Source organism: Rhodococcus sp. AB351 (genome assembly GCF_049538275.1).
Taxonomy (GTDB): Bacteria; Actinomycetota; Actinomycetes; order Mycobacteriales; family Mycobacteriaceae; genus Rhodococcus.
The window spans coordinates 102576-125474 of sequence record NZ_JBMVFW010000002.1 but is presented as its reverse complement, the minus strand read 5'-3'; the positions used below and the strand labels follow the sequence as shown (position 1 = coordinate 125474).

Sequence of the window (22899 nt, the reverse complement as noted above, 5' to 3'; positions counted from 1 at the left end):
GAGCACTGTAACTCGAGCGAACCGGGCGAGCCACCGGGCCCTCGGCCGGCTGTGGATGAAGCGGCGGGAATGCCGATGTATTCGTTGCACAGCGAGTGCGCTCCGTCCGATCGAACACGATGTCGAACGATCTGTTGACAGCGAATAGCACACATGTTCGACTGGAGGGCATGCGGTGGGCGGGTCAGGCTGTGGATGCGGACGACGGAGCTCTGCCGGGTCTCGAACGGGCCGGCCTCGTCCGTAGTGTCCGCACGCCGGAGTTCGAGGGCGTCACCTTCCACGAGGTGCTGTGCAAGAGCGCGCTGAACAGGACGCCGGAGGCCTCCCGGTTGCCGTTCCGGTACACCGTCAACACCTTCCGCGGCTGCACACACGCGTGCCGGTACTGCTTCGCCCGGCCCACGCACGAGTACCTCGATCTCGACGCCGGGCACGACTTCGACTCGCAGCTGGTCGTCAAGACCAACGTCGCCGCCGTCCTGCGCCGCGAACTCGCGCGACGATCCTGGACCCGGGAACACGTGGCGCTCGGCACCGACACCGATCCCTACCAACGTGCGGAGGGGCGCTACCGGCTGATGCCCGGAGTCATCCGGGCCTTCGCCGAATCCGGCACCCCCTTCTCCATTCTCACGAAGGGCACGCTGCTGCGCCGGGATCTCCCGCTGCTGTCGCTGGCGGCCGGTCAGGTCGACGTGTCGGTCGCGGTGTCGCTCCCGATCGGCGATTCCGAGCTCGCCGCGCACATCGAGCCGGGCACGCCGTCACCGAAGGCCCGTCTCGATCTCGTGAAGGCGATCGTCGAGGCCGGGTTGTCGTGCCATGTCATGGTCGCTCCGGTGCTGCCCTTCCTCACCGACTCGCGGCAGCACCTCGACACGCTGTTCGACTCCCTCGCCGCAGCCGGCGCGTCGGGGGTCACGGTGATACCGCTGCACCTGCGCGGATCGACCCGCGGGTGGTTCCTGTCGTGGCTCGCCCAGGAGCATCCTGCCCTCATGCGCCGCTATCGCCGCCTCTACGGCCGGGGCGCCTACGTCGCTCCCGAGTACTCGCAGTGGTTGGACGAGCGGGTCGCGCCCCTGCTCGACCGTCACCGCCTCGGGGCCCGGGCGTCCGCTCGGCGCGAGGAGAAGGGGGCGCTGCGCACCGACGAACGCGCCCCCGAACCGGAGGCGGCGCTCACCCTGTTCTGAGGCGGTTCGCGGGCGGCGTGTCAGTCGTCGTATGCGAGCCGGAACTTCTCGAACGCCGCACGCGAGGCTTCGGGGACCGGCCGTGAGCCGCCTTCGGCGGCGGTGCCGACGTCCACCGAATCGGCGAGCGCGACGCACCTGCCGTGCTGGAACAGGGCCGAGCCGATCACGACCGACGACGTCCCGATGTGATGGACACCGGTGGCGATGACGATGTCGTGCGGATAGAACACCTCGGCCAGGAAGTTGATCTCGATCTTCGCGAGTACCGCACGCTCGAAGGGCTGGGTACCGCCCAGGGTCGACGACACGGCCTCCATGACGAGGACGCGGGCCTGTTCGAAGTAGCGGGCGATCGAGACGTTGTTGATGTGCCCGAGCGCGTCGGTGTCGCCGAAGAGGGGCGTGATCGTGCGCTGCAACGGATACAGGTCGAGCGAGGTGCGTCGCGGGTCGTACCGCATGGGAGGTACCGCCTTCGAGATGGTGACTGTGACCCGGTCAACATATCCGTGACCGGGCCGGCGTCCCGCTTCGGAGGCGCGGGAGGTGTTCGTCCCGGGGTGGACGGCCTACCGTCTACCGTCGATCATGCGATCGCGCATGCGGGTGAAGGCCTCGGCCATGGAGGTGACGTCATCGGGCGAGAGCAGGTCGAACATGTTCTCGCGGACCGCCTCGACGTGGCCCGGACCCGCCTCGGCGAGTCTCGCGTAGCCGACGTCCGTCAGTTCGGCCCACGCGCCACGTCGGTCGGATTCGCACTCCACGCGCCGGACCCACCCCGCATTCTCCATGCGGGAAACGGCGCGGGTGATGCCGCTGCGGGTCGTGGTGCTCGCGTCGGCGAGGTCGCGCATGCGCATCCGGCGGTCGGGTGCCTCGGACAGCAGGACCAGGATCTCGAAGTCGGTGAAGGAGATGTCGGAGTCCCGCAGCAGCTGCTTGTCGAGATTCTGGAACAGCAGACGCGTCGCATCGAGATAGGCGCGCCACAGGCGCTGTTCGTCGTCGCCGAGCCACTTCGCTTCTCCCATGACCTCCAGTGTACCCGTGTTAGTTGACTGCGCAATCAAATGTGACACACTGGAAGCGTCGACCGACGGACCACCGAGAGGAGTCGAGCGGCATGAGCAACACCGACACCCGTCCCGAGGAGATCCGCTGCCGGACGGAGGACCTCCCGATTCGCGACCCGCTCCGCCCCCGCGTGGAGATCATCACCTCGCGTGAGGTCCCGCTCGGCGGCCCCCGGGCCATGCCCGTCCGCCGCACGCTCCCGCAACGGCAACGTTCGCTGATCGGTGCGTGGTGCTTCGTCGACCACTACGGTCCCGACGACGTCTCCCGCACCGGCGGCATGGACGTCGCACCGCACCCCCACACCGGGCTCCAGACGGTGTCGTGGCTGTTCACCGGGGAGATCGAACACCGCGACAGTCACGGCGTGCACGCGATGGTCCGGCCGGGGGAGTTGAACCTCATGACCGGAGGCCACGGGATCTGCCACTCCGAGGTCTCCACCGCCGCGACCGCGACGCTGCACGGTGTCCAGCTGTGGGTGGCCCTGCCCGACACGCATCGCGATGCGCCCCGCGACTTCCAGCACCACGTGCCGCCGGTCGTCCGGGTGCCCGGCGCCGACGTCAAGGTCTTCCTCGGTTCGCTCGCCGGCCAGGAGTCGCCCGTGACGACGTACACCCCGCTGCTCGGCGCGGAGATCGTCCTGGACCCCGCAGCGAGTATCACCCTCGACGTCGACCCGTCGTTCGAACACGGGGTGCTCGTCGACACCGGTACGGTCGCACTGTTCGGCACCGTGCTCACCCGTGCCGCGCTCGGCTACACCGGAACCGGCGTGCCGGCCCTCGAACTGACCAACACCACCGACGAACCCGCACGTATCGTCCTCCTCGGCGGAACACCCTTCGGCGAGGAGATCGTCATGTGGTGGAACTTCGTCGGGCGCGACCACGACGAGATCGTCGCCTACCGGGACGCCTGGGAACGCGGCTCCGATCGGTTCGGCAGCGTCTCCGGCTACACCGGCAGGGTCGAGCGTCTCCCGGCGCCACCCCTGCCCCAGGCACGTATCCGCCCCCGCCGCAATCCGCCCACCGCAGATCCGAACTGCCCGACACAGGACCCCGCATGAGCACCGCACCGATTCTCGACGTCCGCCGCGCGGACGACCGCCTCCACACGAAGATCGACTGGCTCGACTCGAGGCACTCCTTCTCGTTCGGCCACCACTACGATCCCGACAACACGCATTTCGGGATGCTGATGGTCAACAACGACGACATCGTCCGTCCGGGAAGCGGTTTCGACACCCACCCGCACCGCGACATGGAAATCGTCACCTGGGTGCTCCGCGGATCGCTCGTGCACCAGGATTCGACGGGACACTCCGGGGTGATCTACCCGGGTCTCGCGCAGCGCATGAGCGCGGGCTCCGGCATCCTCCACTCCGAGAAGAACGACTCGTGGCGTCATCCCGGCGCCACCGCGTCGTATGCCGCCGAGCACGACGAACCGGTGCGGTTCGTGCAGATGTGGGTGCTGCCGGACGAAGCCGGGATCGAGCCGGGATACGAACAACTCGAGATCGACGACGAACTGCTCTCCGGCGGTCTCGTGCCGGTCGCATCCGGAATGGACGCCTACGCCGACCATTCCGCCATCCGCATCCGCAACAGATATGCCGCCATGCACGTCGCGCGGATGCGTCCGGATCGCCCCGTGACGCTGCCGGACGCACCCTTCGTGCACCTCTTCGTCGCCCGGGGCGAAGCCGCACTCGAGGGAGCCGGACCTCTCGCCGAAGGAGACGCGGTGCGGATCGCCGGAGGTGGCGGTCGAGCGCTCACCACGGCGACCGGCGCCGAGATCATCGTCTGGGAGATGCACGCCGCACTCGGACATTCCTGAACACCGGCACTGCCGACCGCTCCGGCGGACCGGAAACGGCAACAGGCCCGCCCCGCAGATCCGGGACGGGCCTGTCGCCGTCGTGGGTCAGTTCGCGGCGCCGCTCATCGGCAGCAACCGGGCCAGGACGTCCGACAGGGTGATCAACCCGACGATCCGTCCGTTCTCGGTGACGGTGACCAGATGGTTCCTGGTTTCCCGCATCGTCGTGAGCGCCTCGTAGACCGGCGTCGCGGCGTCGATCGTCAGCGCGGGGCGCATCAGTTCGGCCGCCGTGGTTCCGGGTGCGGCCTGGAGACTGTCACGTACGTGCACGACACCGTCCACGTGCCCGTTGGCGCGTACGAGCAGCCGGAGATGCCCCGTGCGATGAGCCGTCTCACGGATCTCGTCGGCCGTCGAGGTCGGCTTCACACTGCTCGGCTCCGCCTGCGGCGTGACGATCTCGCCGAGCGTGAGCGTCTCGAGCTCCAGCGCGCTGCTCAGGTGCCCGTGATAGCGCTCGTCGAGCGTGCCGACGGTGGCCGAGTGCTCGACCAGATGGCGGAGTGCATCGGGATCCTGACCTTCGGCGACCTGATCCACGGGATCCACGCCGACCTTCCGCAGGCACCAGTTCGCCATGTGGTTCAACCGGACGAGCAACGGCCGGGTCACCCACATGAACGCCCGCATCGGCAGCGCCAGCATCGTGGCGGACTTCTCCGGGTGGGCGATCGCCCACGACTTCGGTGCCATCTCGCCGACGACGAGGTGCAGGAACGTCACGATGATCAGCGCAAGGACGAAGCCGGCGACATCCGCGAGCCACAGCGGCGCGCCCCAGTTCTCGAACAAGGGCGTGAGCCAGTGGTGCACTGCGGGTTTCGTCGTCGCACCCAGTGCGAGCGTGCACACCGTGATACCGAGCTGGGATCCTGCGAGCAGCACCGACAGTTCGGACGCGCTGCGCAGGGCGGCGCGCGCCGAGCGGCTCGACGGCGCTGCGTCCTCGAGCCGGTGTCGTCGCGCCGCGATGAGCGCGAACTCGACCGCGACGAAGAACGCGCTGGCGGCGATCAGGCCGATCGTCACCACCGCGACGACCACAGGGTTACTCATTGCCGGTCACCTCGTCCGTCAGAACGGTCACGCGCACGGACGACGGCACGTGCTTGTCGATGTCGCGTACCTCGGCCACCAGGGTCCTGTGGATCGGGCCGTCCTCGTTCAACAGTTCGGCCGGATCCGGATCCAGCGTGATCCGGACGGTGTCCCCCACCTCGGGCAGGCCGCCGAACTCGGTGATGACCAGACCCGCGAGCGTCTCGTAGTCGCCCTCGGGCAGTTCGTGGTCGAGGGTGCGGGCCACCTCGTCGATGTGTGCGTCGCCGCGGACGATCCAGCCGTCGCCCTCGGGACGGATGACCTCGACGGCCATCGCGGGATCGTGCTCGTCGGCGATCTCGCCGACCAGTTCCTCCGCGATGTCCTCGAGCGTGACGACGCCGGCGAAACCGCCGTACTCGTCGATCACCAGTGCCATCTCGTCGTCGGCCCGGGCCAGTTCGGTGAGGACTTCCGGTAGTGCCAGCGTGGCCGGCACGATCACGGGCGGTCGGCAGACCGTCGCGGCCGTGCCCGTCGGGGTGTCGAGGCCGAGGAGGTCGTGCAGATGCACGACCCCGCGCAGATCGTCGGACGAGGTGCCCACCACGGGGTAGCGGGTGTGCCCCTCGCTCATCTTGTCGAGGATCATGGCGACCGGCTCGTCCAGCTCGACGACGTCGACCCGCGACCGCGGGATCATCGCGTGTTCGGCGGTCCGGGTCGGGAACTCGAGGATCCGGTCGAGGAGGGTGGACAGCTCCGGCGGAAGTTCGCCGGTCTCGCGGGACGCGGCCACGATGTGTTCGAGGTCGCGCGGTGTCGCGGAGTGCTCGACGTCGTGCACCGGCTCGATGCGCAGGGCTCGCAGCAGGAGATTCGACGACGCGTCGAACAGTTTGATCAGCCATCCGAAGACGGCGAGATAGGCGCTCGTCGACAGGGCGAGGCGGCGTGCGACCGGTTCGGGACGGGCGATGGCGAGGTTCTTCGGTACCAGCTCACCGAAGACCATCTGGACCACCGTCGAGAAGAGCACGGCCAGCACGGTGCCGACGGCGACACCCACGGCGGTGGGGATGCCCACACCGCCCAGCAGTTCGCCGAGGCCGCTACCGATCAGCGGTTCCGCGACGTAACCGACGAGCAGGCCGGTGACGGTGATGCCGAGCTGAGCGCCCGAGAGCATGAACGAGGTGCGGCGGGTGACCGCCAGTGCGCGGGCCGCAGCCGAGTCACCGCCTTCGGCGCGGGCCTTCAGACGGGAGCGGTCGACGGCCATGTACGCGAATTCCTGCGCGACGAAGTAGCCGGTCAGTGCAGTGATGGCGAGAACGACAAGAATGCCGGCCGCGATTCCGAGGGCGGTCAGCACTTCGGGGACCGGGCTCGGGTGACGAGCAGAGCGTCACATCTGGGCGGGACGGGTCTTCGAGGTTTTCGCTTGGGGCGTTTCATGACTCCCTCTGGGTCGGGTGGGGCTGACGGATGCATTCACAGGATAGGACGAACGGACGGGGGTGGAAGTTCCACCATCCGGGTGGAGGTATGGTCACAAAGCGATCTTGTAATCCCCGGATTATCATCCGAATGGACCGGATTGTCCGACGCGGGTATTTCCGAGCGATTACGACATTTCTGACCGATTTTCTCGAATATTTCGACGTTTGTGCTGGTAGGGACATTTTGTGGCCCGGATTACAAATCTAAGTGCTGCGCGGACGTGGAATGCAGGTAACAATTGGATCGCGTGTCGACGCGCGTCGTCACAACTTCGTTGTTGTTCCATTGATGGGAGAAGCCCGTGCCTGCACTCGAGTTCCTTGTCGACCTCTTCGGTAACCTCGCCGACCTGTTCGACGTGCTGAACTTCTTCACCGGTTCCGCTGATGCGGCCGGCGATGCGTTCGGCAGCAGCCAGGCCTGAGCCTCGCAGACTCGAAGGCCCGTGGGTTGATCCCGCGGGCCTTCGTCGTGTCCGGAGATGGTCGTCTCCGTCCGGCCAGGGGGAGCGGAGTGCCGCACCGTTTCCGACCCCCGTTCTCGATCCCGTCCCGACCACAGAAACCGACGTTTGGGTTCGTTTCGCCAGGGCTAACCGGTGGATGTAATTCGGACCACTCAACCCAAACGGACGTTCGGTGAGAGGACGCGAAAGATGACATCTCGAACACCAAGCCCCGGCCGCGGCTCGATGACGGCAACGCCGGTGCAGACCGCGGCGCTCGTGGTGGGCGCGGTCTTCCTCCTGGTGGGCATCCTCGGTTTCATCCCGGGTGTCACGTCGGACTACGACCAGCTCTCGGGTGCAGGCCACCATTCCGAGGCTCTGCTGTTGGGGATCTTCCAGGTCTCCATCCTCCACAACATCGTGCACCTGCTCTTCGGTGTCCTGGGACTCGCTGCAGCCCGGGATGCAGCCATGGCCCGCAGTTTCCTCATCATCGGCGGTGCGATCTACCTGGTGCTGTGGATCTACGGTCTGATCATCGACAAGGACAGCAGCGCCAACTTCGTGCCCTTGAACACCGCGGACGACTGGCTCCACTTCGTCCTCGGCCTGGGCATGATCGCTCTCGGCGTGCTTCTCACACGCACGCGAACGGCCCCGGGTACGGCTCGCCCCTGACCCGAGCCCGCCCCTCCCGACGTCGGGATCCGGAAGAACCCGTGGTTCACGCCACGGGTTCTTCCATGTGGGCAGGCAGAGTGTCGGTGTGGGTCTCGTCGGGGCGACCGGCATCGTCGACCGTCAGCACCCCCGACTCGGCGATCGCCTCGAGCGACAGCGTCCGGTAGCCCTCGCTGTCGAACAGGACGGTGACGCGATCGTGCTCGCAGGTCATCACCACTCCCGGTCCCCACTCGGCATGCACCACGCGAGTGTTCGGGGCGAACGCCGACGTCTCGCAGTCCACCTGCGCCGTCTCGGTGCCCGGAAGCACGGATACCGTTGCGGCCTCGTCGGACGCGCCGTCCCGGCAGGTGTCGCACCGGCCGCAGGGGTCGGACAGCGCCTCGCCGAAGTATCCGAGCAGGAACCGGCGGCGGCATCCGCGGGTCTCGGCGTATCCGCGCATCATCTCGACCCGCGACCGGTCCAGTCGTTCACCCGAGGCAGCCGTCTCGCGTGCGCGCTCGACCGCCTTCCGTCGTGGGATGTCGGCGGCGGAGAGTCCGCGCCGGCCGGAGACGAGAGCCCCGCATCGCTCGAGCAGGTTCACCGCGTTGGACAGTCTCCGGCCCCGCACGTCGAGTTCGGTACGCAGCCGTCCGAGCTTCATCGGCGACGCGGAGCGGACCGCCGAGAACACCTGGCCGATCAGCTCCTCGTCGGGGTTGTGGGTGGTGAAGAAGGTCGCGAGCGACAGATCCTCGGGACGGTAGAACATCAGGACGGTGGCCGGCTCCCCGTCGCGTCCGGCGCGCCCGATCTGCTGGTAGTAGGAATCGACCGAGTCGGGTACCGAGGCGTGCACGACGAAACGCACATCCGGCTTGTCGATACCCATGCCGAAGGCGGAGGTCGCCACCACGACATCGCAGCGACCGTCGAGGAATCCGAGGTGGACGTCCTCGCGCTCGGCCGCGCGCATCCCGGCGTGATAAGGGCACGCATCGATCCCGCGTTCGCGCAGGGCCTCGGCGTACCGCTCGGTGTCCTTGCGGGTCGCGGCGTACAGGATGCCCGGACCGGACAGGGACGCCACTGCTTCGACGACGGCGCGTCGCTTCTCGCCGTCGTCGGTGTGTCTGCGCACCTCGATGTCGAGGTTCGGCCGGTCGAAACCTCCGGCGACGACGAGCGGATCCCGCATGCGCAACGCCTCGACGATGTCCTCGCGGACCGGGGGTGAGGCGGTCGCGGTGAGTGCGACGACGGGTGGTCGGCCGAGAGCCTCGGCCACGTCTCCCAGGCGCAGATATTCGGGCCGGAAGTCGTGCCCCCACATGGCGACGCAGTGCGCTTCGTCGACGACGAGGAGCGAGACCTCCACGCTCCTCAGGCGCTCCAGGACCTCGTCCTTGGCGAGCTGTTCGGGAGCGAGGAAGACGTAGTCGGCGTCGTGTTCGAGCACGGCCTGCCAGTTCGCCTCGTTCTCCGACTCGCGCTGGCGCGAATTGATCGCGACCGCCTCGGGCGCCTCCGAGTGGTCCAGACCGGCGATCTGATCGTTCTGCAACGCGATCAAGGGGGAGACGACGACCGTCACCCCCGGTAGCAGCAGTGAGGGCACCTGATAGATCGCGGACTTCCCGGAGCCGGTGGCCATCACGGCCAGGACGTCGCGTCCGTCGAGCAGCGGAACCATCGCGTCCAACTGTTCGGGACGCAGCGTGTCCCAGCCGAACACCTTCTGCGCCGCGGCGCACAGTTCCTCGCGGGCATCCTCCGATGCTCTGTCGGACGACGGCCGATATGTCTTGTGCTGCAAGTGGACTCCAGGAATCGGAAGGGACTGCCCGTGACGGGGCGAGCGCAGGATGTCTCCCGCATACCCGACGACGTGCCCGACCCAAACGGTTGCGAGCTCCCGGTGCCGTGTCGAGCCGACGGGGTGTGGGTACCCGCGAGCCATACGTGCCGAGGAGGAGATATGAACGACGCTCGACCTCTCGCTCTGGTGACCGGAGCATCGCGAGGCATAGGCCGGGAGCTGGCGGCCCTGTTCGCGGCCGACGGATACGACCTCGTGCTCGCGGCGAGATCGGACACTCTGGACGAGGTCGCTGCCGACCTGCGGACGTCCGGTGCGGAGGTGATGTCGGTCCACGCGGATCTGAGGACTCCGGAAGGGGTCCGGGCGGTGCACGAGGCGGCGACGGCCGGAGGTCGCGTCCCGGCGGCGGCTGCGCTCAACGCCGGTGTCGGGATCGGCGGGGCGTTCGTCGACGCAGAGCTCGAGGACGTTCTCTCGATCGTCGACGTCAACGTGCGCTCGACGGTGCATCTGGCGCATCTGTTGCTGAACGACATGCTGCGGGTGGGTTCGGGCCGGATGCTCGTCACCTCGTCGGTCGTGTCGAAGATGCCCGGCCCGTACCAGGCCGTGTACAACGCATCCAAGGCCTTCGTGCAGTCCTTCACCGACGGCGTCCGCAAGGAACTCGACGGCAGCGGGGTCACGCTCACGGCCATGCTGCCCGGGGCCACGGACACCCACTTCTTCGCACGTGCCGGGATGCTCGACACGATCCTCGGGAAGGCGCCCAAGGACGATCCCGCCCACGTCGCGCGCGACGGCTATGCCGCTCTGATGCGCAGCGAGGCGAACGTGGTGCCCGGGTCCGTGCTCGCGAAGTCGATGGCGGTCTTCGGCACGGTGGCGCCCGACGCGGTGACCTCGGCCGTCCACCGGGTCCTGGCCAAGCCTCGATCGGGGCGATGATCCGCGACGGCAGGAGCGCTCAGGCCGATCGCGTCCGCACTGCCGGGCGGGTGGGGTGGTCGTAGCGCACCAGGACGTCCGCGTCCGTCTCGTCGTGTTCGAGCACCGCGTCGATCGTCCAGTGATCCTCGGCGCGCGTGCGCCTTTCGAGTGCGCCCCGGGACATCGTCAGGACGACGGTGACGTCGAAGTCGAGACCACGGCCGAGGAGCATGGGGCCGGCGACGACGAGGATCTGGTCCTCCGCCGCTCGCCGAGGGCGTTCGCGCGCAGAACGATCGGTGCGCTCGTCCCACAGACGCGGAAGCCACCGCTGGTGTTCGCGTACCGCGCGGAGCACCTCCCGGTCGACCGCGGCGTAGTCGAACCAGTCGTGGCGGTAGCTGTACGGATCGGTCCGCCCGTGCTCGAGCCGGAGCGACGCGGGCCGGACGAAATCGTGGAGATCGACGACGTCCGCCGCGCGGCCCCGCGTTCTCAGTTCCATCGCGACATGCTGCGCGAACTCCACCGGATCCGCTGCGTCCGGTGCGTTCACGGCGACACACACGCGTCCGGTGAGCGCTGCGGCGCGCTCGGCGACGGAGATCGTGAGTATCTCGGGGGTCAGGGGAGTGAAGGCGGCCATCGCTCGCCGTCACTCCCTTCCGGGGGTGGACGTCACCAGGGCGGTGTGTCGTTCCCCTCCGGTACCGGTGTGTCGAGAAGCCGATCGAGCCAGAGCACCGCCTCGACCAGCGCTTCCATCTGCGACGCCCAGTCCATCGCGAAGACCACTTCGTCGAGGTCGCTGCGGGCTGCGATCGAGTCGCCGGCGAGCGCGTCGACGACCGCCTTCATCACGGTGCTCTCCGGCTGCGGAAGTTCCTCCGGCCGGACGTGACGGCCGCTCTCGGTCCGGATGGTCAGTTCGAAGCTCTCGTCGCCCCGCACCTGCGGACCGATCTTGTCGACGACGACGTCGGCGATCGTCGAGACCGTCCACCTCAGCACGCCCCCGTAGAGCGGGGGAGTGATCTGTGACGGCGAGTCCGAACCGGCGCTCGACACCAGCGCCGCGACCTCTTCGGTCAGTTCGCTGTAGCCGTTCTCGTGTGCCAGAGCGAGAAGGCGTCCTCCCATCACCGCGTCGCTGCGTGTGATTCCGGCTCGTTCCTCGTGCATGGAGAACGAATGCCCCGTTTTGTGTCCCATCACACATCGCTGCCGCCACCAGTGCACGAGCGTCATCGTCGCGAGAGTGAGGGGAATCACATTCGCGGGCTATCCTGAGGTCATGAAGCACATCGCCACTGGTCCGAAGGATGTCACTGTCGGTGTCGGGGACATGATCGAGCTGCATCTTCCCGAGAACACCTCCCGGGACTACTGCTGGTCGACGTCGAGGGTCGGAGAGGGGCTCGTCCTTCGCGACATCCGATTCGTGCCGTCGAAGAACCCGTTGCCGGGAGGGACCGGCGAGCGGGTCTTCTTCTTCAAGGCGCGCCGCGCCGGCACCTGGCCCATCTCCCTGCGCATGCGGAAGCATGCCGATCTCGTCGCCGACCGCGCGAACATGACCGTCACCGTCGCGTGACGGTGTCCGGAGGCGCACGGACTCAGCGCAGTGCCGGAGGCGCACGGACTCAGCGCAGTGCCGGAGGCGCACGGACTCAGCGCAGTACAGGCGGGTTGTCGAGATCGCGTGCCGAGTAGGTGTCGCACGCGTCGACCCGGCCGGTGCGGTAGCCGGCCAGGAACCATGCCTGACGCTGCTCGGACGACCCGTGCGTCCAGCCCTCCGGGTTCACCCGGCCGGTGGCGGCCCGCTGGATCCGGTCGTCGCCGACGGCCGATGCTGCCGACAGTGCGTCGCGGATGTCGGTGTCGGTGAGCGGCACGAGGAAGGGCTCGCCGGTGGTCGGTTCGGGCAGCTTGTCGGCGTGGTAGGCCCACACCCCGGCGTAGCAGTCGGCCTGCAGTTCCGTACGGACGGCGCCGGATTCGGGGCCGCGCGGATCGGCCTGCGCGCGACCGAGATCGCCGAGCTGGTTCTGCAGGTGGTGCCCGAACTCGTGGGCGACGACGTATTCCTGCGCGAGCGGACCGCCGCTGGCGCCGAATCGCGTCTCGAGTTCGTCGAAGAAGCTGGTGTCGAAGTAGGCGGTCCGGTCCGCCGGGCAGTAGAAGGGCCCGATGTCGCTGGTGGCGTTGCCGCACCCGGTGGACGTGGCCGAGGTGAAGATCTCGACCTCCGGCTGCACGTAGGCCACGCCGGTCTGCGTCCCGAACTGCTGCTCCCACACGGAGTCGAGCGACCCGACGGTGTAGAGCACCCGGCAGTCGACGTTCTCGTTCGCGGCGCTGCTGCCGACCTCGCACTGTTCGAGTGCGCTCTCGGCCTGCGGATCGCCGGAGGTGTCGGGCACTCCCGAGCCGAGCAGCGAGGACGGATCGCCGCCGAACAGCAGCGCCAGGATGATGACGATCAGGCCACCGGCCCCGCCACCGAGAGCGAGCTTTCCACCGCGCCCACCGCCGCCGGTACGGACCCGGCCCGCATCCATGCGTGCACCTTCTCTGAACGTCATCGCCGCCGCTTTCTCCTGTGTTCGTCGGATTCGGACAAGCTTGGCACGAACTATTCGGTACGGGTGCGCTCGGGCCGATCGTGTCTTTCGTAGGATTACAGCCGACGAACCCGTCGCTGATCGTTTCGAAAGGAATTCCGTGCTGCGCACCCATCTCGCCGGCTCGTTGCGAGCCGAGCACGCCGAGCAGACAGTCACCCTCACCGGTTGGGTTGCCCGGCGACGCGATCACGGCGGGGTCATCTTCATCGACCTGCGCGACGCCTCGGGTGTATCGCAGGTGGTCTTCCGCAGCGCCGGCGTCCTCGAGCAGGCGCACCGGCTCCGCGCGGAGTACTGCGTCCGGATCACCGGCAAGGTGGACATCCGCCCCGAGGGCAACCAGAACTTCGAGATCCCGACCGGTGCGATCGAGGTCGACGCCTCCGAGCTCGTGGTTCTCAACGAGGCCGCCCCGCTGCCGTTCCAGCTCGACGACCAGGTCGGCGAGGAAGCGCGCCTGAAGTACCGCTACCTGGATCTGCGTCGCGAGAAGCCCGGCAAGACCATCCGTCTGCGCAGCAAGGTCAACGCTGCGGCCCGCGCGGTGCTCGCCCACCACGAGTTCGTGGAGGTCGAGACTCCGACCCTCACCCGCTCGACGCCGGAGGGCGCGCGCGACTTCCTGGTCCCGGCCCGTCTGCAGCCCGGCAACTTCTACGCTCTGCCGCAGTCCCCGCAGCTGTTCAAGCAGCTGCTCATGGTCGGTGGCATCGAGCGCTACTACCAGATCGCCCGCTGCTACCGCGACGAGGACTTCCGCGCCGACCGTCAGCCCGAGTTCACCCAGCTCGACATCGAGATGGCGTTCGTCAACCAGGACGACGTGATCCTCCTCGCCGAGGAGGTGCTGCACGCGCTGTGGCGTCTGGTGGGCTACGAACTCGAGACCCCGATCCCGCGGATGACCTACGCCGAGGCCATGCGCCGCTTCGGCACCGACAAGCCGGATCTGCGTTTCGGCATCGAACTCGTGGAGTGCAAGGAGTTCTTCAAGGACACCACCTTCCGTGTCTTCCAGGCCGAGTACGTCGGTGCCGTCGTCATGCCCGGTGGTGCGAGCCAGCCGCGTCGTCAGCTCGACGCGTGGCAGGAGTGGGCCAAGCAGCGCGGTGCCAAGGGCCTCGCCTATGTGCTCGTCGGTGAGGACGGCACGTTGAGCGGTCCGGTCGCCAAGAACCTCACCGACGCCGAGCGCGAGGGCCTCGCCGCGCACGTGGGCGCGAACCCCGGCGACTGCATCTTCTTCGCCGCCGGTCCGACCAAGCAGATGCGCGCCCTGCTCGGTGCGGCCCGCGACGAGATCGCCCGCAAGCTCGATCTGATCGATCCGAACGCCTGGGCGTTCGTGTGGGTGGTCGACGCCCCGCTGTTCGAGCCGGCGGCCGACGCGACCGCGAGTGGCGATGTCGCCCTCGGTCACTCGGCGTGGACCGCGGTGCACCACGCGTTCACCTCGCCCAAGCCCGAGTACATCGACACCTTCGACACCGATCCGGGTTCGGCGCTGGCGTACGCCTACGACATCGTCTGCAACGGCAACGAGATCGGTGGCGGCTCGATCCGTATCCACCGCCCCGACATCCAGGAGCGGGTGTTCAAGGTGATGGGCATCTCGGAGGAGGAGGCGAACGAGAAGTTCGGCTTCCTGCTCGAGGCGTTCAAGTACGGCGCGCCCCCGCACGGCGGCATCGCCTTCGGCTGGGACCGCATCACCGCGCTGCTCGCCGGGGTGGACTCGATCCGCGAGGTCATCGCGTTCCCCAAGTCCGGTGGCGGTGTCGATCCGCTGACCGATGCTCCCGGCCCGATCACGCCGGAGCAGCGCAAGGAGACGGGCATCGACTTCGTGCCCGAACCCGAGACCGAGGGCACCGACAAGGCCTGATCACCCGTAGCTGTCGACGGCGCGGTGTCGCCCGTCTCCGGACGGGGGCGCCGCGCCGTCGTGTGTGCCGTCCGGCGGTGTTCCCGGGTGAGGTTCGTGGGCCCGATGAGGTTTGTGAGGATCGAGCCCGGGTACTCCGTCGGTCCGGCGCCAACGGGGGCGACGGATCGAGGAGGTATCCATGGCCGACGCACGCGTGATCTTCTACAAGCCGCTCGCTCTCGCAGCCAGTGTGGGAGGCGGCATCCTCGCCGGAGCCGTCTTCAACCAGGTGTGGAAGAAGGTCGGCGGCAGTGACGAACGGCCCGAACCCCAGGATCTGTCGCAGCGCACCCGGGACGTGCTGATCGCGGCTGCCCTCCAGGGTCTGATCTTCGGTGTCGTGAAGGCTGCGGTGGACCGCGGTACGGCCCGTGGTTTTCAGAAGGTGACACACGTTTCACCCGAATGATCGTGACGTGTCCCGATCGTGATCGGTGCCCGAAGCGCGGAGTTGCCGGGGCGCGGACGGGGACACGCCCGCATGAACAGCGATTTTCCCTCGCAAAGCAGACAATAGCGACCTGGTGGGCCGGGCGCGGGTGAGGAAGGTCCTGCTCGATCCGAGCATTGTGGACGACCTCGTCGTGACCGGGAACCTGTAGATTGGGCAGTGATGACCGCAACATTGGCAGACCCCGTGTCCGAGGTGGTTCACGCCGCCGAAGCGCTGCTCACCCGCCGTACCGGCGCCACGGTGACCCTGACCGATCCCGTGGATCTCGGGGGCAGTGGCCGCTCGGTGGTCGTACGGGTACGAGTGGCCGCCAATCCGTTCTCGCTCCCGCGCACCCTCGTCCTCAAGCAGGTACCGCCCTCGCGTGGCACCGGCCACGTCGACTTCCGCGGTTCCGAGACGGACGAGCAGATCGCCTTCCTCCGCGAGGCGGTCTCCTACCAGTTCACGACGGCCCTGGCGAAGGATCACCGTCCGGGCGCCGAACTGCTCGCCTACGACTTCGACGCCCGCCTGCTGGTCCTCAGCGATCTCGGCGACGCGACCACGCTGTCGGAGGTGCTGCGCAACAGTTCCGAGGCCGCCGGGAACACTCTGATGGCCCTGGCCCAGGCACTCGGGCGCATGCATGCCGCGACCGTCGGCCGCGAGGAGGACTTCGCGGCGCTGCTGCGTCGCGCCGACGTCGCGCGGGTCGCCGACGCCGTGTCCCAGCAGGCTCTCGACGCCGTGCGGGGCGTGCCCGAGCTCCTCGAGGCCGACTTCGGTCTGTCGGTGCCCGAGTCGGTACGCGAGCGTGCCGAGCGGGCGTCCAAGCTCTTCACCGGCGGTCGTTTCCGGGCCTTCAGCCCGTCCGACCTGTGCCCCGACAACATCGTGGTCGGCGACGAGGGCGTGCAGTTCCTCGACTACGAATGGGGCGGCTTCCGCGACGCGACCCTCGACATCGCGTACGCCCTCAGCTCCTTCCCGCTGTGCCTGTGCTCGGTGCCGCTGTCCGTCGATCGCATCCGTGCGATGGCCGACGCGTGGCGCGCCGAGGTCGTCGCCATGTGGCCGCAGCTGGCCTACGACGAGGTACTCGAGGAGCGGCTGCTCGACGCCCTTCTCGCGTGCATCTGGCTGAGCACGCACCTGTTCCTGCCCGAGGATCATGCCCGGATCGCCTCGGTACGCGAACACGGACTGTCGGTGCCGCGCATCCCCGCGCTCCGCGCCCGCTGGTCGCTGCTCGCCGAGTTCGCCACCGCGACATGCCACGACGACGTCGCCGCACACGCCCGCGACGTGCTCGCCCACCTCGAGGACCGCGCCGCCGGCTAGCGCGGTCGATCCGGCAGGCGCCGACCGGCGTCTACACCAGCGGAGCGGCGGGCTCGATCCTCGTCGCGCCGTCGGCCACCCGGTATCCCGCGACGCGACGCGCGGCCGTGTTCGGATCCGTGCGGTCGCCGATGAAGAACCACTCCATCTGTGTCGCCTCGGGAGTCACGTCGAGTACGCCGTAACCGTGCGAATCCAGTTCGACGAACCGCACGTGCCGGTTGGCCGCGGTCGCCGTCGCCTCCAGCGCGGGAGACAGGCTACGCGGGGGCACGCCGAGCAACTCGTCGATGTTCGCCGACGTCACCGACGGAACCACGAACTCCGTGGCGACGGTGCCCGCACCCGGATAGTCGGCGGCGTCCACCGGGACGTCCATCGCCCAGGAGGTGTGGATGTCGCCGGTGAGGAAGACGACGTTGCGCAGTCCCGCCGCCGTGATGGTGTCCATCAACCGCCGGCGGTCGGCGGTGTAGCCGTCCCACTGATCGGTGTTGAAGGGCACACCTCCGGCCGGCACTCCGACGAGTTCGGTCAGTGCTCCGGTGGTCCGCGGATCGAGGGGCGGCAACACGATCGGCGAGAACATCACCGAATTGCCGATCAACTGCCATCGGGTGGGGGAGGTCGTCAGGCCGGCGGTGAGCCACTCCATCTGGTCCCGTCCGGTCATCGTGCGACCCGGATCGTCGACCTGCCGTCCGACTGCGAGGACCTGCCGGGAACGGTAGCTCCGCAGATCCAGCATCGACAGTTCGGCGAGCTGTCCGTACCGCAGACGCCGGTAGAATCGGCCGCCGTTCGGACGCACGGGCATCCACTCGTCGTAGGCCTGCACCGATGCGGCCTTGCGGGAGGCCCAGTCGCCCTCGACGAGCGGATCGTGGTTCTCCGCCCCTCCCGCCCACGCGTCGTTCGCCGCCTCGTGGTCGTCCCAGATCACGATCCACGGCACCTTCGCGTGCAGTGCCTGCAGGTTCGGGTCGGTCTTGTACTGCGCGTGCCGGATGCGGTAGTCGGCGAGACTCACGATCTCGTGGGCGGGCTCGTGCGTCCGGACGCCCCGGCCGCCGGCGACGGGGAACTTCCCCGCCGCGTATTCGTACAGATAGTCGCCGAGGTGCATCACGGCGTCGAGATCGTCGCGTGCAGCGAGGTGGCGGTAGGAGGAGAAGAAGCCGCCCTCCCAGTCGGCGCACGACACGACCCCGAAGCGCAGGCGTCCGACCGCAGCGTCGTGCGAGGGGGCGGTGGACGTCCTGCCGGTCAGGGAGACGGCGCCGCCGGCGCGGAATCGATAGAAGTAGGTCGTTCCCGGTGCGAGCCCGCGGGCGTCGACCTTGACCGTGTGGTCGGAGACGGAACTCGCCGTCGCGGTCCCGCTTGCGACCACCGCGTCGAAGCTGCTGCTGCGGGCGAGCTCCCAGGTGACCGGGACGTCCGGTCCCGCACCCGAGCCGGGTGTCGCCTCCGGCGAGGGTGTCACCCGCGTCCACAGGATCACCGCGTCGGGCAACGGATCTCCCGACGCGACGCCGTGCGCGAAGACGGCGGGGGACGCCTGCGCGTGCTGCGTGGTCGAGGCGAAGGCCGCAACACCGGCGGCGAGGATCGACGACCGGAGCACGGCGCGGCGGGACACATGATCGGCGGACGGTGTCGTGGCCACGACCAAGATCCGACCACACGGTCGGTCATCCGTCCATACGAACGACGAACACCGCCGTCGACCGGGCGTCGGCGCGAGCTTGTAGCGTCGGATGTGTGAGTGATCTTTTCGGGGCGAACGACCCGTCTGCCGAACCGGACGCCCTGTTCGAGGCGCCACGCGAACCGGAACCCGAGGACGAACCGCAGGTCCGCCGGCAACCCGTCGCGGCCGGCGGCGCGAACGCGCCCCTCGCTGCGCGCATGCGACCGGCGAGTCTCGACGAGGTGGTCGGACAACAGCACCTGCTCGAACCGGGAGCGCCGCTGCGGCGGCTCGTCGAGGGATCGGGTGCGGCCTCCGTCGTGCTCTACGGTCCGCCCGGTACCGGGAAGACGACCCTGGCCTCGCTGATCTCCGGGGCCACCGGACGCCGGTTCGAAGCGTTGTCCGCCCTGTCGGCGGGCGTCAAGGACGTGCGTGCCGTCATCGATCTGGCACGCCGGCGCCTCACCCACGGCGAACAGACCGTGCTGTTCATCGACGAGGTCCACCGCTTCTCGAAGACCCAGCAGGACGCGCTGCTCGCCGCGGTCGAGAACCGCATCGTGCTGCTCGTCGCCGCGACGACCGAGAACCCGTCGTTCTCGGTGGTCGCCCCGCTGCTGTCGCGCTCGCTGGTGCTCCAGTTGCAGCCGCTCGGGCCGGACGACATCCGGGCCCTGCTCGAACGCGCGCGCACCGACGCCCGTGGACTCGCCGGTGCGGTCGAGATCGACGACGACGCCCTCGACCACCTCGTCCGGCTCGCCGGCGGCGACGCCCGCCGCGCCCTGACGGCGCTCGAGGCCTCCGCCGACACCGCGCTCGCCGTCTCCGGTGGCGACGCGGCCGTCATCGACCTCGCGACCGTGGAGTCGAGCATCGACGAGGCCGCCGTCCGCTACGACCGCGACGGCGACCAGCACTTCGACGTCGCGAGCGCCTTCATCAAGTCGCTGCGCGGCTCCGACGTCGACGCGGCCCTGCACTATCTGGCACGGATGATCGTCGCGGGGGAGGACCCGCGCTTCATCGCCCGTCGCCTGATGATCCAGGCCAGCGAGGAGGTGGGCATGGCCGATCCCACCGCTCTGCAGACGGCGGTCGCCGCCGCGCAGGTCGTGCAGCAGGTCGGGATGCCCGAAGCCCAGCTCGCACTCGCCCAGGCCACCATCCACATCGCCACCGCCCCCAAGTCGGGATCGGTCACCGCCGCCCTCGGCGCCGCGATCGCCGACGTGAGGGCCGGCAAGGCCGGTCCGGTACCCGCGCACCTGCGCGACGGGCACTACCAGGGCGCGCAGAAGCTCGGCAACGCGATCGGCTACAAGTTCCCGCACGCGCACCCGGACGGCGTGCTCGCGCAGCAGTACGCCCCGGACGAGCTGGTCGGCGTCGACTACTACGAGCCGACCGGCCGCGGCGTGGAGCGGGAGCTGTCGGCCCGCCTGCCCAAGCTGCGCCGCATCGTGCGCGGTGAGCGGTGACGCCGAGTACTCACGGCGCCGTACCGAGGCCACTTCGGGCGGCGCGATAAGCTGAAGAACGGCCGATCGACAGGATCGACCGCCCGTCCCGGGTAGTTCACACCATCGCCAGACCACAAAGGACCATCGACGTGCAGACCCACGAGATCCGCAGGCGCTTTCTCGATCACTTCGTGAAGGCGGGACACACCGAGGTGCCCAGCGCGTCGCTGATCCTCGCCGATCCCAACCTGCTGTTCGTCAACGCCGGCATGGTCCCCTTCGTGCCCTACTTCCTCGGTCAGCAGACCCCGCCCTACACCCGCGCCACGTCGGTGCAGAAGTGTGTGCGCACCCTCGACATCGAGGAGGTCGGCAAGACCACCCGCCACAACACCTTCTTCCAGATGGCCGGCAACTTCTCGTTCGGCGACTACTTCAAGGAAGAGGCCATCACCTTCGCGTGGTCGCTGCTCACCGGCTCCGTCGAGGACGGCGGCTACGGCATCGATCCCGAGAAGCTGTGGGCGACGGTCTATCTCGACGACGACGAGGCGTTCTCGATCTGGCGCGACAAGGTCGGCGTGCCCGAGGAACGCATCCAGCGTCGCGGCATGAAGGACAACTACTGGTCGATGGGCATCCCCGGACCGTGCGGCCCGTGCTCCGAGATCTTCTACGACCGCGGCCCCGCCTACGGCGTCGAAGGCGGCCCCGAGGCCGACGAGGACCGCTACATCGAGATCTGGAATCTCGTGTTCATGCAGAACGAGCGCGGTGAGGGCGGTGCGAAGGACGACTACCCGATCCTCGGCCCGCTGCCGAAGAAGAACATCGACACCGGCATGGGTGTCGAGCGCGTCGCCTTCCTGCTCCAGGGCGTCGAGAACGTCTACGAGACCGACCTGCTGCGCCCGGTGATCGACAAGGCCGCCGAACTCACCGGCGCCGTCTACGGTGCGAAGCACGACGACGACGTGCGTTTCCGCGTCATCGCCGACCACGCCCGCACCGCGGCGATGCTCATCGTCGACGGCGTCAACCCCGGCAACGACGGCCGCGGCTACGTGCTGCGCCGTCTGCTCCGCCGCATCGTGCGCTCGGCGCGTCTGCTCGGCGCCGACAAGCCCACCATGCGCGAGTTCATGGCGGTCGTGCGCGACACCATGGCCCCGTCCTATCCCGAACTCGACACCGACTTCTCGCGCATCGAGACCGTCGCGGTAGGCGAGGAGACGGCTTTCCTCAAGACCCTCGGTACCGGCAGCAAGCTGTTCGAAGGCGCCGTCGAGACCGTGAAGTCGCAGGGCAGCAACGTGCTCGGTGGCACCGAGGCGTTCACCCTCCACGACACCTACGGATTCCCGATCGATCTCACCCTCGAGATGGCGGCCGAGGCGGGCCTGACCGTCGACGAGGAGGGCTTTCGGTCGCTGATGGCCGAGCAGCGCCAGCGCGCCAAGGACGACGCCCGCGCCCGCAAGCACGCCCACGCCGACCTGACCGTCTACAAGGAACTCCTCGACCGCGGTCCCACCGAGTTCACCGGCTTCAGCGAGCTGGTGACCGAGGCGCACGTGCTCGCCGTCATCACCGGTGGCGAGCGCCTGCACGCGGCGAGCGCGGGCCAGCAGGTCGAGCTCATCCTCGACCGCAGCCCCCTCTACGCGGAGTCCGGCGGTCAGATCGCCGACATCGGCACCATCACCGGCCCCGGCCTGAAGATCAAGGTCGACGACGTCCAGAAGATCGCCAAGCAGCTGTGGACGCACAAGGTCACGGTGCTCGAGGGTCAGGTCGTCGAAGGCGACGCCGTCCTCGTGCAGGTCGATCCCGAGTGGCGCAAGGGCGCCACCCAGGGCCACTCCGGCACCCACCTGGTCCACGCCGCGCTGCGCGAGGTGCTCGGCCCCAACGCCGTGCAGGCCGGTTCGCTCAACAAGCCCGGCTACCTGCGCTTCGACTTCTCGTGGCCCGGCGCCCTGTCCGAGCAGCAGAAGCAGGACATCGAGGCCGTCACCAACGAGGCCGTCGCGGCGAACTATCCCGTCAACACCTTCGTCACCGACCTCGACAAGGCCAAGAAGATGGGTGCGATGGCCCTGTTCGGCGAGAACTACGGCGACGAGGTCCGCGTCGTCGAGATCGGTGGGCCGTTCTCGATGGAGCTGTGCGGTGGCACGCACGTGCAGCACTCCTCGCATGTCGGCACCGTCACGCTCCTCGGTGAGCAGTCCGTCGGTTCCGGTATCCGCCGCGTCGAGGCGTACGTCGGTCTCGACTCCTACCGCCACCTGGCGAAGGAACGCGCGCTGCTCGCGGGCCTGTCCTCGACCCTGAGGGTTCCCTCGGAGGAGGTGCCCGGACGTGTCGAGGCCCTGCTCGACCGGCTCAAGGCCGCCGAGAAGGAACTCGAGAAGACCCGCGCCGCGAACGTCGCCGCCGCAGCCGGAACGTACGTGGGCAAGGCGCAGCGCGTCGGTGACGTGCTCGTCGTGGCCGACGCCGCCCCTGAGGGTGTCGCCGGCAACGACCTGCGCACACTCGCATCCGACGTCCGTGGCCGGCTCGGCACCGAGCCCGCCGTGGTGCTGCTGCTCGGCAACGCCGGCGGCAAGGTGCCCTTCGTCGTCGCCACCACCAAGGCAGCGCAGGAGAAGGGCATCAAGGCAGGCGACCTCGTTGCGAGCTTCGGTCCCGCGATCGGTGGTCGCGGTGGCGGCAAGCCCGACATGGCGCAGGGTGCAGGGTCGGATCCGGCCGGTATCCCGGCCGCACTCGATGCCTTCCGTGCCCGCCTGAGCGAGCTGGCCGGCTGAGC

General features: G+C 68.5%; 21 protein-coding genes. 12 read left to right on the top strand and 9 right to left on the bottom strand.

Going from position 1 to position 22899, the window contains the following annotated elements:
* The first annotated feature begins 170 nt into the window (after positions 1–170).
* On the top strand, positions 171–1199 hold the full coding sequence (locus ACPCXD_RS06610; RefSeq protein WP_423658982.1) for an Rv2578c family radical SAM protein: 1029 nt from the start codon (positions 171–173) through the stop codon (positions 1197–1199).
* 20 nt (positions 1200–1219) lie between these two features.
* Here the strand turns inward: ACPCXD_RS06610 and ACPCXD_RS06605 are convergent, their stop codons facing one another.
* Positions 1220–1663 carry an acyl-CoA thioesterase gene (locus ACPCXD_RS06605; protein WP_145691728.1) on the bottom strand — a complete coding sequence of 148 codons (444 nt, stop codon included), beginning with the start codon at positions 1661–1663 and terminating at the stop codon, positions 1220–1222.
* Positions 1664–1771: 108 nt separating this feature from the next.
* Positions 1772–2236, bottom strand: coding sequence for a MarR family winged helix-turn-helix transcriptional regulator (locus ACPCXD_RS06600; RefSeq protein ID WP_016694941.1), 465 nt, complete (start codon positions 2234–2236; stop codon positions 1772–1774).
* 92 nt (positions 2237–2328) lie between these two features.
* Between ACPCXD_RS06600 and ACPCXD_RS06595 the strand changes: the two genes are divergently transcribed.
* Together ACPCXD_RS06595 and ACPCXD_RS06590 are read left to right on the top strand one after the other, a co-directional pair.
* Positions 2329–3354, top strand: coding sequence for a pirin family protein (locus ACPCXD_RS06595; RefSeq protein ID WP_145691727.1), 1026 nt, complete (start codon positions 2329–2331; stop codon positions 3352–3354).
* A complete protein-coding gene (locus ACPCXD_RS06590) occupies positions 3351–4130 on the top strand; it encodes a pirin family protein (protein ID WP_059381339.1) in 780 nt (259 codons plus the stop codon). Before ACPCXD_RS06595 ends, ACPCXD_RS06590 begins: the two co-directional genes overlap by 4 nt.
* Positions 4131–4217: 87 nt before the next feature.
* Here ACPCXD_RS06590 and ACPCXD_RS06585 read toward each other — a convergent pair whose 3' ends face one another.
* Together ACPCXD_RS06585 and ACPCXD_RS06580 are read right to left on the bottom strand one after the other, a co-directional pair.
* The gene (locus ACPCXD_RS06585; protein ID WP_172414943.1) at positions 4218–5231 is read right to left on the bottom strand and encodes a hemolysin family protein; all 1014 of its coding nucleotides are present in this window, start codon (positions 5229–5231) and stop codon (positions 4218–4220) included.
* Positions 5224–6591 (bottom strand): hemolysin family protein, encoded by a 1368-nt coding sequence (locus ACPCXD_RS06580; RefSeq protein WP_145691725.1) that lies wholly within the window; start codon positions 6589–6591, stop codon positions 5224–5226. The genes ACPCXD_RS06585 and ACPCXD_RS06580 overlap by 8 nt, the downstream gene beginning before the upstream one ends.
* A gap of 429 nt (positions 6592–7020) precedes the next feature.
* Between ACPCXD_RS06580 and ACPCXD_RS06575 the strand changes: the two genes are divergently transcribed.
* Entirely contained in the window at positions 7021–7143 is a 123-nt protein-coding gene (locus ACPCXD_RS06575; protein WP_016691628.1) for a hypothetical protein, read from the top strand.
* A gap of 267 nt (positions 7144–7410) precedes the next feature.
* Positions 7411–7845, top strand: coding sequence for a DUF4383 domain-containing protein (locus ACPCXD_RS06570; RefSeq protein ID WP_016691629.1), 435 nt, complete (start codon positions 7411–7413; stop codon positions 7843–7845).
* A gap of 46 nt (positions 7846–7891) precedes the next feature.
* On the opposite strand, the gene ACPCXD_RS06565 is transcribed toward ACPCXD_RS06570, so the two are convergent.
* The gene (locus tag ACPCXD_RS06565) at positions 7892–9652 is read right to left on the bottom strand and encodes a RecQ family ATP-dependent DNA helicase (RefSeq protein WP_016691630.1); all 1761 of its coding nucleotides are present in this window, start codon (positions 9650–9652) and stop codon (positions 7892–7894) included.
* A gap of 162 nt (positions 9653–9814) precedes the next feature.
* Here ACPCXD_RS06565 and ACPCXD_RS06560 point away from each other — a divergent pair, with 162 nt between their 5' ends.
* A complete protein-coding gene (locus ACPCXD_RS06560; protein ID WP_016691631.1) occupies positions 9815–10606 on the top strand; it encodes an SDR family NAD(P)-dependent oxidoreductase in 792 nt (263 codons plus the stop codon).
* A 19-nt stretch (positions 10607–10625) separates the two neighbouring features.
* Here the strand turns inward: ACPCXD_RS06560 and ACPCXD_RS06555 are convergent, their stop codons facing one another.
* Positions 10626–11234, bottom strand: coding sequence for a nucleoside/nucleotide kinase family protein (locus tag ACPCXD_RS06555; RefSeq protein ID WP_423658977.1), 609 nt, complete (start codon positions 11232–11234; stop codon positions 10626–10628).
* Between the two features lie 32 nt (positions 11235–11266).
* On the bottom strand, positions 11267–11800 hold the full coding sequence (locus ACPCXD_RS06550; protein ID WP_237451178.1) for a hypothetical protein: 534 nt from the start codon (positions 11798–11800) through the stop codon (positions 11267–11269).
* Positions 11801–11882: 82 nt separating this feature from the next.
* Here ACPCXD_RS06550 and ACPCXD_RS06545 point away from each other — a divergent pair, with 82 nt between their 5' ends.
* Positions 11883–12182 carry a protease inhibitor I42 family protein gene (locus ACPCXD_RS06545; RefSeq protein WP_016691636.1) on the top strand — a complete coding sequence of 100 codons (300 nt, stop codon included), beginning with the start codon at positions 11883–11885 and terminating at the stop codon, positions 12180–12182.
* Positions 12183–12258: 76 nt separating this feature from the next.
* Here the strand turns inward: ACPCXD_RS06545 and ypfJ are convergent, their stop codons facing one another.
* Positions 12259–13176, bottom strand: coding sequence for a KPN_02809 family neutral zinc metallopeptidase (gene ypfJ, locus ACPCXD_RS06540; protein WP_423658974.1), 918 nt, complete (start codon positions 13174–13176; stop codon positions 12259–12261).
* Positions 13177–13315: 139 nt separating this feature from the next.
* Between ypfJ and aspS the strand changes: the two genes are divergently transcribed.
* The 3 genes from aspS (at position 13316) to ACPCXD_RS06525 (ending at position 16922) form a co-directional block, all read left to right on the top strand.
* Positions 13316–15103, top strand: coding sequence for an aspartate--tRNA ligase (aspS, locus tag ACPCXD_RS06535; RefSeq protein WP_016691638.1), 1788 nt, complete (start codon positions 13316–13318; stop codon positions 15101–15103).
* 181 nt (positions 15104–15284) lie between these two features.
* Positions 15285–15554 carry a DUF4235 domain-containing protein gene (locus ACPCXD_RS06530; protein WP_006551422.1) on the top strand — a complete coding sequence of 90 codons (270 nt, stop codon included), beginning with the start codon at positions 15285–15287 and terminating at the stop codon, positions 15552–15554.
* A 204-nt stretch (positions 15555–15758) separates the two neighbouring features.
* The gene (locus ACPCXD_RS06525; protein ID WP_026061028.1) at positions 15759–16922 is read left to right on the top strand and encodes a kinase; all 1164 of its coding nucleotides are present in this window, start codon (positions 15759–15761) and stop codon (positions 16920–16922) included.
* 31 nt (positions 16923–16953) lie between these two features.
* Here ACPCXD_RS06525 and ACPCXD_RS06520 read toward each other — a convergent pair whose 3' ends face one another.
* Complete coding sequence (locus tag ACPCXD_RS06520) at positions 16954–18591, bottom strand: alkaline phosphatase D family protein (protein WP_016691641.1); 1638 nt, start codon at positions 18589–18591, stop codon at positions 16954–16956.
* A 95-nt stretch (positions 18592–18686) separates the two neighbouring features.
* On the opposite strand from ACPCXD_RS06520, the gene ACPCXD_RS06515 reads away from it, so the two are divergent.
* The gene (locus ACPCXD_RS06515) at positions 18687–20099 is read left to right on the top strand and encodes a replication-associated recombination protein A (protein WP_160874992.1); all 1413 of its coding nucleotides are present in this window, start codon (positions 18687–18689) and stop codon (positions 20097–20099) included.
* A gap of 131 nt (positions 20100–20230) precedes the next feature.
* Entirely contained in the window at positions 20231–22897 is a 2667-nt protein-coding gene (gene alaS / locus ACPCXD_RS06510) for an alanine--tRNA ligase (protein WP_423658970.1), read from the top strand.
* Positions 22898–22899: the final 2 nt, after the last annotated feature.